The sequence below is a fragment of the Legionella sheltonii genome (assembly GCF_026191355.1).
Taxonomy (GTDB): Bacteria; Pseudomonadota; Gammaproteobacteria; order Legionellales; family Legionellaceae; genus Legionella; species Legionella sheltonii.
The window spans coordinates 223,881-233,117 of record NZ_JAPHOQ010000008.1 but is presented as its reverse complement, the minus strand read 5'-3'; the positions used below and the strand labels follow the sequence as shown (position 1 = coordinate 233,117).

The window sequence follows — 9,237 nt, the reverse complement described above, 5'->3', positions numbered from 1 at the left end:
GCCGTCCAAAGCAATAATGTTGAGCAAATCAAGAAACTGCTTTCAGATAAAGAATACCTTAAATATTATCTAAGTGTTGACCGAATTCATGGTGTAGAACCTTCGCTGGTAGAACAAGCAGTGCAACTAGGCCATATAGATATTGTCCGATTACTTCATTCCACTGGGGCATCATTAAATAGTCTCATGCTGATTCAGGCAGTGAAAAATAAAGATCTTAAAACGTTGCGTTATCTGTTAGAAGAGGGCTCTAATCCCTTCCAAGCCGATGAGAAAGGACTAACCGTTGTAGATTATTGTCTCGAGTCAGGTGATATCGAAGGATTAAAAGCGGTTTTAGCCTACACCAGCTTAGGACGACATCATTTGGAATACTTGCGGGCTAAGGGGTTGAAAATTCATCCAGATTGTCTTTCTCTATTGGTACGTTATGACCAATTTAAGAACTCTCTATATGACATAAGGCATTGTTATGATGCAGATAAAAGAAAGTTGCTGCTCGAAGAGCTGGTACAATCTAATACCGATGACTTCTCATACCTAACTCAAACGGAATTTGATCGTTCGCCTAAAGAAATATCTTCAAGTTATACCGAATACTACCAATCTCCTAGTTCACATATGTACCTAAATATTTTGGGTGGTTTAGAAGTTGAAGAGATTCGCTTTTTAAATAAACATCAAAAACTGAACTTCAATCAAATTGATGAAGAGGGTAATTCAGTATTCATTAACTTTATTAAAGAATTTACGAGCTATGATGAAAAAAAAGAAATTGAAAGGTATCGACTACTTGTTACGCTTGGAGCGCATGTGAACTATGTTAATCCCAAAGGAGAGTCAGCCCTTAGCCAAGTATTCAAAGAGAATAAGTTTCATCTTGTTGAACATTTAGTTCAAGATGGCGCTCAGTTTCATTTTGAAGCGGCTGGTTCTATGTATCTCAATTCATTACTCAGTTATCTGGCGAACCATCCTGAAGGTAGCCCATCGTTTAAGGATGCATTTAGATTAATGTTAGCGAATGGATTTGATCTCAACAAGAAAGAAGCGATTGCTATTTCGAAAGGATGGTTCGATTTAAACCCTACGGTTAAAATTGTTAGCCCATGGGCCCTAATGCGAGACAATAACCTCCAAAAGGTAAATGTATCTCCCGGCCTGCGCATATTATGCGTCGAAAATGGAGCAGACCCAAATGAATTGAGCTTTAGTGGCAACCTGGAATTGAATGTGGCCATCAACAATGGATGGGATGACTATGTAATACTTCTATTGAGCAATGGGGCTGACCCAAATAAAACCGATAGTAATGGCTTAACTCCCTTGCATGCGGCGGCAAAAAAAGGAAATGAAAAAATGATGAGCTTGCTAAAAAGTTTTGGTGCTGAATCAACTGTCAATTGGCGAGGCAAAACACCAGAAGCAGTATTAGAAGAAACTCGAGCAGAACCACACGTTTCAACTCTTAGTCTATTCAAACCTGTAAGTGTTGATGTCTCTGAACAACGGGTGAACCCTACAGCCTCTTTAAATTAAGCGCTTCATTGCGTATATGGGGTCAGGCCTTGCCTTGCGTATATGGGGTCAGGCCTTGAATCTTGAATTGCAACTCAATCAAAATAGTTATTCAAGATTCAAGCCCCCCAATGTTCATTATGGAAACTCATTAGATCATTTCTTAAAAAAATTGTAATCATCAAGAGATTGTCGGCATTTTTCAAGATTATCTATGGGAAGTAGCGTGGGTAGACCCAACAAGAACCCACTCTCCATAGAACTCTTTAATCAAATCAACTCGATAAGCCCAATTTTGGGCAAAACTCATTTCAGATTAACGTATTCTATCGGCACAATAAATTATCAATACCGAGCCTCTATTATTTAAAATAAATTATCAATAAGCTGGCTATGACAAGAACGGTTACTCCTGTGCGCATCTTAAAATAAGAGCGGTCCTCATATTGGTGTTTTAACAACCAATAATCTAAACACCAAAGAAGCAGGTAAATGGGGACTAAAAATGCCGGATAAGTCATTGCCTTACTACTGCTCCATAGAACCCATAGGATCAACACGATTAGAACACTTGCAAGAAGAATCAGGCTGTGAGATGAATTGGAGCGCACCACATATCCCCAAATAGTTCCGGCCATAAAACCAGCAATAAGTGTTGCATAAGAGTTAAGCCATGGTTGAGTGACACCTAGATAGGGAAGCTCGGTGATTCCTAGAAGAGAACAAAATGCAGCAATAAGAAAAGGGAGGGCTCCTAAATAGGTTAAATAAATAACGAGACTGTTTTTTTGTACCATTGGATTGCCCCCTCAGCTATTGACTCGTAGAAATATTTTAATTCAACAATCTTGATTACATCTCAATAAATAGATTGTTCGTCTCAATGTAACAAAAAATCTTTGATCACGTAAGTTCTATGCTTTTATGAATTCCTTTAATTCCTTAGCAGCGAATTTATCTGCTATGAAATTTAGTGGTTTTTCGATGAAAAATATTGAACTTTTAAACTTCATCAAGCATAGTGAATTCAACTTTCTTTTTTTGCGAAATTTCACGATGGGTCATTATTTGGTTATTGCAGCAAGCAGTGCAATAGGGCAATCGGTTACTACTTTGTTGACCCAGCGTGGCGATAAAGTATTCACCACTGCACGGGATAATCATAAGATTAAGCCTGACTTTATACTCGATGCCAGCAATTTTGATGCGGTTACCGAAGTTTTTCATCAAGTCGGTAGCATTGATGGTGTTGTAAATTGTGCCGGTTCATTACTCTTGAAAAGTGCCCATGCGACAACATTTGAAGACTTCCAGGCCTGCATTAATGCTTCGTTAACCACCTCATTTGCAACAATACGTGCTGCAGGCTTGATGATGAAAAAAGGCGGGTCCGTCGTATTGATTTCATCGGCAGCCGCATTAGTTGGACTCGCAAATCACGAGGCGATTGCCGCCGCAAAAGCGGGCGTTATAGGTCTTGCTCAAGCAGCAGCGGCGACATATGCCTCCAATAATTTAAGAGTCAACGTGGTAGCGCCAGGCATGGTCTCGAGCCCATTGACTTCTCCTTTGTTAAATAATCAATTAGCTCATAATGCATCCAAAGCAATGCACCCTTTAGGACGTATTGGGACACCAGAAGATATTGCCCAAGCGATTATATTTTTACTAAGTCCAGAAAATAGCTGGATAACCGGGCAAGTTCTTGCTGTGGATGGAGGCTTAAGCCATGTCCGACCCAAGATGAAAATTTAACTCACAAATAAAAAAACAATTTATGACAAAACTCTGCTTTATTTTAGGCGATCAATTGAGTGAAACTTTGCCTGCACTGAGCGACATAAATAGGCATGATGATATTGTACTGATGTGTGAAGTTAAAGAAGAAGCAACTTATGTCAGTCATCATCCTAAAAAAATTGCATTTTTGTTCTCTGCAATGCGTCATTTTGCTCAAGCACTTAGAGATAAAGGGTATTTTGTCCACTACATCAAGTTTGATGATCCAGATAATCAGGGAAGTCTGAGCAAAGAACTCATGCGAGCCGTTGAACAATTCAAGCCTTCCGTAATACATCTTACTGAGCCAGGGGAATGGCGCATTCTTCAAATGTTTGAGGATTTGCAAAGTAAATTCCCGGTTCCATCAAGAATTTACGAGGACAATCGGTTTTTATGCCCAATCAATGAATTTAAAGATTGGGCCAAAGGAAAAAAACAACTGCGCATGGAATTTTTTTACCGGATCATGCGTCAAAAATATCGGATTTTAATGGATGACAAGGGCAATCCAATCGGGGGCTCATGGAATTATGATCTGCAAAATCGTAATCCTGCAAAACACATTCCCTCATTTCCAGCACGCCTGGATTATCCAGAAGATGAAATTACCACCGAAGTTTTGGAAGTGGTGAAAAAACATTTTTCAAAACATTTCGGTCAATTATATCCCTTTAATTTGGCAGTGACTCGTGCGGATGCATTATCGGAAGCACATTATTTTATTGAGCATTGCCTCATCTCTTTTGGCAACTATCAGGATGCCATGCTAACCAATGAAACCACTTTGTATCATTCAAAACTGTCGTTCTATCTCAATGTCGGGCTTTTGTTACCTTTAGAATTATGCCATATGGCAGAACAAGCGTACCGAGAACAAAAAGCGCCTCTTAATTCAGTAGAAGGATTCATACGTCAAATTCTAGGCTGGCGGGAATACATTCGTGGTATTTATTGGCAATTTATGCCTGCCTACAAAGAGATGAATTACTTCCAAGCTACCAGAGATTTACCTGCTTTTTTCTGGGGAGCAAATACTAAAATGTTCTGTATTAAGGAAGTAGTTCGCCAAACTTCCGTTGAGGCTTATTCGCATCATATCCAACGACTCATGATCACCGGTAATTTTGCATTACTTGCAGGCATCAATCCCCAACAAGTCTGTGAATGGTATCTTGCTGTTTATGCGGATGCATATGAGTGGGTAGAGCTCCCCAATACCCTAGGCATGGCACTATATGCTGATGGGGGGGTAATGGCAAGCAAGCCTTATGCGGCCAGTGGCAAATACATTCAGCGCATGAGTAATTTTTGTGAGTCATGCTCCTATAATCCAAATCTTTTATTAGGAGAAAAAGCCTGCCCATTTAATGCATTATATTGGAATTTTCTGAAACAAAATGAAGACAAGCTGAAACATAATCCTCGACTTCATTATGCTTATATGAATTGGCAAAAAATGGCCCCTGATAAAAAAGAAGCCATACATACTCAGGCACAAGAAATATTATCTTCTTTAGATTCAGGTCGTCTTTAGGCTTGGGTATTAAAAGTCCAAATGATTCCATTGAGATAACTTGCAAAAATAAGCCAGAAAAAATAGGGGGTTAGGAGTAAGGTAATTTCTTTGTCCTTATTTTTCATGGTCATTAAAATGATGGCGGCATTTAAAGCCACCATAACGACTATCCATAAAAAACTAAATCCCACCCAATGCAGTTGAAAAAAAAGTGGTGTCCATATCCAATTCATAATCAGTTGAATGAGATAAAGACGAAGCACTGTTTTATTTTGGGGCTTATGTCGATTTTGCCATAAGTTAAAACCAACAATTGCAAGAAATGCATATAAGATTGACCACACCAGTGAAAATACCCACCCAGGAGGAGTTAGAATTGATTTATGTAGCCCTTCATACCAAGAATGAATATTCTCTTGGGTCAATAAACCTAAAAAAAATCCAATTACCTCAAAAAATAAAATCCAAACAATCAGTTTAATTCCGCTTTCTTTACTCAAAATGCTCTCTCCATAGTTGCATTAATCCCTCCCGAAATGAAGGATAGTGTAAAACAATATTCAGTTCATTTTTTATTTTTAAATTGGATACACGACGATTACTCAAATAGAACTCTTGCTCTCTTGGTGATAATGAAGCTTCTTCAAACGGAACTAAAGGCAATGGCGATTGGTTCAATAACGAAGCAGCATAAGCATCAACCTCATGCGATGCAGCTGGCTCATCATCAGCGACATTGTAGGTAGATAAAGGATGTGGGTTCTTCATTGAAGCAAGAATCACGGACACAATATCATCAACATGAATACGCGAAAAGACCTGGCCTTCTTTAAAAATACTGTACTTTTTCCCCGATATAATTCGCGCAAGTGGATTTCTTTGCGGTCCATAAATGCCTGCCAGCCTGAAAATATGTAAAGGGAGTTGATTGCTTTCTGCATAAGAAAACCATGCCTTTTCTGCTTCCAAACGTAAAATTCCAGAGGCGCTCTTTGCTCTACAAATGCTTTCTTCATCAACCCAATTTCCTTGATAATCACCGTAGACACCCGTTGAAGAAAGATAGCCTAACCATTGAATATGCGCTCTCTTCCCTTTAATCAATTCTGAATAATAAGACAACACCAGATCACCTATATGCGCATCAGGTGGGACGCTAATCAGTAGATGAGTGGATTGGCTGAGGTAGTATTCTATATCTGCGGCCTGAAAATCGATCAGGGTGATTTTTGCAGGATGAGTCATCGCTTTTTGGGTTTCTTGGCGTGTTGTTCCAACGACGTTAAAACCGAGTTGAATCAAACGCTGAGCGAGTCGATTCGCGGTATAGCCAAAACCAAAGATAAAGAAAGATGGTGTCATTTGAGATCCTTCTTTAACTGATTGTAATAATTTAAAGCCATCGTCCTGGCCTCATGGTGATTAATAATTGGCATCGGATAGTTTGTCGTTCGATAAATCCTCTCAGAATCAATAGATTCCCAAGGCGCATGGATTGATTGACTTTTTAATTGCGAAAGCTCCGGAACCCATTGACGAATATAGCTTCCATCCGCATCAAATTTCTGACTTTGTAACACCGGATTGAAAATCCGAAAATAAGGTGCGGCATCAGCACCAGAGCCGGCCACCCATTGCCAACTCGCACTATTATTTGCTAAATCTGCATCGACAAGAGTATCTAAAAACCAATCGGCGCCCAAACGCCAATCAATGAGCAAACCCTTGGTTAAGAATGAGGCAACAATCATGCGGACACGATTGTGCATGTAGCCTGTTGCCCATAACTCCCTCATCCCGGCATCGATTATTGGATAACCGGTCAAACCTTTTTGCCAGCAAGCCAACAATTTCTCATCGTTGTGCCACGGAAATGCATCAAACTCATTCCTAAAATTCGCGGATGGAAGTTTGGGGAAATGATACAGTAAATACACTGAAAACTCTCGCCATCCCAGTTCTGAGAGAAAATGGTCCGCTGATGATAAATCACATTTCGGTTCGAGTTTTGCCAATTCAATTGCCCGTACAATTGTCCAGGGGCTGATTTCACCAAAATGTAGGTGTGGTGATAAACGTGAAGTTGCATTTTTTATGGGAAAATCTCGATTTTTTTTATAATCATTCAGTTGATGTTCTATAAACTCAAGTAATTTTTGTTGCGCCCCCTCTTCTCCTGGAGTCCAATATTCTTTAAATCGCGCAGCCCAATTGATGGTAGGTAATAATTTCCACTCCAAAAGCTTATCACTATCGACTTCAATTCCAGCAGGTCGATGTTCTAAATGCATCGCCGCTTGAATATTAAGATTTTGTTTACAGTGGTTCCAATAGGGCGTAAACACTTTAAAATAATCACCGTTTTTATTTTTAATTGTCCAAGGTTCATGAAGCACACTTCCGTTAAAACTTAGGACTTCGATACCCTGTTCCAGCAAAGTTGCTTTAATCTTTTTATCACGCATAATAGCAGCGGGATCATAACAGCGATTCCAATATACTGAGCTCACCGAGCTTTTCTTTATCAAGTCTAAAATAATCTCCAGGGGCTCGCCCTTGCGAAGAATAAGATTTAATCCAAGTTGTGCAAGAGAGTTACTTAAGGAGGTAAGACTATGATGAAGCCACCAAGCTTGCGCTCCTCCTAAGACACTATTTTTTTCATCATAAATATACAGCGGAATCACAAACTGATGCCGAGAGCAAGCCTCGATAAACGCAGGGTTATCGTTTAATCTTAAATCGCGGCGAAACCAGACTAATGCAATAGTCATATAAATCTCAAACAGAAAACGATAATTTCAAATGTATCAATTTATCTAATAAATTAATAGAAATACGCAGAACCTTAAATCAATATCAAGAATGTATTACTGGAATAAAGTAAAAAAAACGGTTTGAGTTTGAAAAAATTTCATAATGAAAATCGCTAGTCTAAAACCCATCACAGCAAAATTACATTGAATTTTACTAGAGTCCAACCAGCGACATTCAGAAATGGATCAATGCGACTTCCATAGCCTAAAATTACCTCCATAACGCCCTATAAACAACGAAAGCTCATAATGCTGCAACTGGTAATTCATTTGAGAAAATGGGCTCAATATCCCAATTGGTTTGGTGTTGTATTAATCCTTTTTCAAGTGCTGGCGCGAGAAGCTGGGATAAATGGCTTTCCTTATAGTATTTTATGAAACGAGAAGCGTAAGCAAATCGTTCACTATCAGATATTTTTTCATCACTAAGATACTTAATAGCTTCCGAGCTTTCCGTACTAGAAAAAAACCAATTTAATCTTAATAGGCCCGATAAACCGCAACATCTTGATGATTTGTACTGATAATAATCTTTAATAACAGAAGCGATTTCAGCAAGTGACAGCTTAGGATAATTCTCTTTGCTGTTATACATGAAGCACCTATCCTGTTGTGCTTGCTCTCTAAATAGTTCTAATTTTGTTTTTTTGGTGCGGTCCGCTCGATGGAAATTTGATTTTTCTGCCAGGTTATTGGAGAGGAATTGAAGCCTGATTGCTCCGTTTTCGTGTTCTTTGTATTTTTTGAGTGAGTTTAAAAATGAGTGAGTCATGATGGATGCTTCTTTTGTGTTGGCATCAAGATAAATAAGGTTAATCTGTAGCCTCCCTTTAAAGTCATCAAGCAAGCCATCTTCTTTCATTTTATCAGCCACTTCAGGGACTAATATTGAATTTTTACTTTCATCAGTGACCCTTAGGTGCAAGGACAAATTTTCAAAAAACCTTAAGGTTTCAGTTTTTACATGCTCAAGCCCTTGAAGGAGAGACTTTTTACCAGGCTTACCCGAGAATAGTACAGAAACTTTGCTGTTGTTAGGTAATTGGCTTAATTTTTTCTCGCCATAGTAACAAACTATAACCTCATGATTTTGCTTTGCTTCTAATAATAACCATTCTTCGATGATTTTTTTTAGATTTGGCGGAACTTCTTTCTTTTTAAAAGGAACATATAAATAGTGACTCATTCTAAAACCACCCCTTGAAATGTATCATTTGTGTAAAATTTTGTAATAATTATACAAAAATTCAAAACAAATGTATAGTATTTGATCTGCATGGGACAAAGATAGGCATACTGTTCGGGGTGAATTCTACCTTATGCCTTATTTGAAATAGGCTTTTGCACTGTTCGGCCCAATTACTTTTTACAGTGTTCACTCAGGATTTGAGACAATTTGGTTGAGTAAATCCTCTATCCCAGGAACATCTGTTCACCTCCTAAAACCAGGTGCCAAATGACCACAGTGTGCTACACGCCTTTGTGGGTCTTTGATGCATTATTTTCTACTCTGGTAAAAATTGACTCGTAATCCGAGCAAAATGATGAATATCGACTGGTCCTAAGAGCTCCTTTCCATTAATTGGTGTCGATTAAAATAGTTCC

At 38.7% G+C, this 9,237-nt stretch carries 8 protein-coding genes; 3 read left to right on the top strand and 5 right to left on the bottom strand.

Annotated features, from left to right (window positions below):
- Window positions 1-1,539, top strand: a 1,539-nt coding sequence (locus tag OQJ26_RS10830) for an ankyrin repeat domain-containing protein (RefSeq protein ID WP_265703847.1), incomplete at its 5' end; no start/stop codon positions are given.
- Window positions 1,540-1,880: 341 nt separating this feature from the next.
- On the opposite strand, the gene OQJ26_RS10825 is transcribed toward OQJ26_RS10830, so the two are convergent.
- On the bottom strand, window positions 1,881-2,315 hold the full coding sequence (locus OQJ26_RS10825) for a DUF3429 domain-containing protein (RefSeq protein WP_265703846.1): 435 nt from the start codon (window positions 2,313-2,315) through the stop codon (window positions 1,881-1,883).
- A 259-nt stretch (window positions 2,316-2,574) separates the two neighbouring features.
- On the opposite strand from OQJ26_RS10825, the gene OQJ26_RS10820 reads away from it, so the two are divergent.
- Both OQJ26_RS10820 and OQJ26_RS10815 read left to right on the top strand, forming a co-directional pair.
- A complete protein-coding gene (locus OQJ26_RS10820) occupies window positions 2,575-3,273 on the top strand; it encodes an SDR family NAD(P)-dependent oxidoreductase (protein ID WP_322783964.1) in 699 nt (232 codons plus the stop codon).
- A gap of 22 nt (window positions 3,274-3,295) precedes the next feature.
- Window positions 3,296-4,834: a cryptochrome/photolyase family protein gene (locus tag OQJ26_RS10815; RefSeq protein WP_265703844.1), complete on the top strand. Its 1,539-nt coding sequence runs from the start codon at window positions 3,296-3,298 to the stop codon at window positions 4,832-4,834.
- Here the strand turns inward: OQJ26_RS10815 and OQJ26_RS10810 are convergent.
- From OQJ26_RS10810 to OQJ26_RS10795, 4 genes are all read right to left on the bottom strand, one after another.
- The gene (locus OQJ26_RS10810; RefSeq protein ID WP_265703843.1) at window positions 4,831-5,316 is read right to left on the bottom strand and encodes a TspO/MBR family protein; all 486 of its coding nucleotides are present in this window, start codon (window positions 5,314-5,316) and stop codon (window positions 4,831-4,833) included. The two genes, OQJ26_RS10815 and OQJ26_RS10810, sit on opposite strands and share 4 nt — an antisense overlap.
- Window positions 5,309-6,178 (bottom strand): SDR family oxidoreductase, encoded by an 870-nt coding sequence (locus OQJ26_RS10805; RefSeq protein WP_265703842.1) that lies wholly within the window; start codon window positions 6,176-6,178, stop codon window positions 5,309-5,311. The genes OQJ26_RS10810 and OQJ26_RS10805 overlap by 8 nt, the downstream gene beginning before the upstream one ends.
- Complete coding sequence (locus tag OQJ26_RS10800; protein WP_265703841.1) at window positions 6,175-7,590, bottom strand: cryptochrome/photolyase family protein; 1,416 nt, start codon at window positions 7,588-7,590, stop codon at window positions 6,175-6,177. Before OQJ26_RS10800 ends, OQJ26_RS10805 begins: the two co-directional genes overlap by 4 nt.
- Before the next feature lie 286 nt (window positions 7,591-7,876).
- Window positions 7,877-8,818, bottom strand: coding sequence for a hypothetical protein (locus tag OQJ26_RS10795; protein WP_265703840.1), 942 nt, complete (start codon window positions 8,816-8,818; stop codon window positions 7,877-7,879).
- Between the last annotated feature and the right edge of the window lie 419 nt (window positions 8,819-9,237).

Coding starts and splice junctions, on each gene's coding strand:
- OQJ26_RS10820 (WP_322783964.1), top strand. CDS start 2,575: ATGGGTCATTATTTGGTTATTGCAGCAAGCAGTGCAATAGGGCAATCG.
- OQJ26_RS10805 (WP_265703842.1), bottom strand. CDS start 6,178: ATGACACCATCTTTCTTTATCTTTGGTTTTGGCTATACCGCGAATCGA.
- OQJ26_RS10800 (WP_265703841.1), bottom strand. CDS start 7,590: ATGACTATTGCATTAGTCTGGTTTCGCCGCGATTTAAGATTAAACGAT.
- OQJ26_RS10815 (WP_265703844.1), top strand. CDS start 3,296: ATGACAAAACTCTGCTTTATTTTAGGCGATCAATTGAGTGAAACTTTG.
- OQJ26_RS10795 (WP_265703840.1), bottom strand. CDS start 8,818: ATGAGTCACTATTTATATGTTCCTTTTAAAAAGAAAGAAGTTCCGCCA.
- OQJ26_RS10825 (WP_265703846.1), bottom strand. CDS start 2,315: ATGGTACAAAAAAACAGTCTCGTTATTTATTTAACCTATTTAGGAGCC.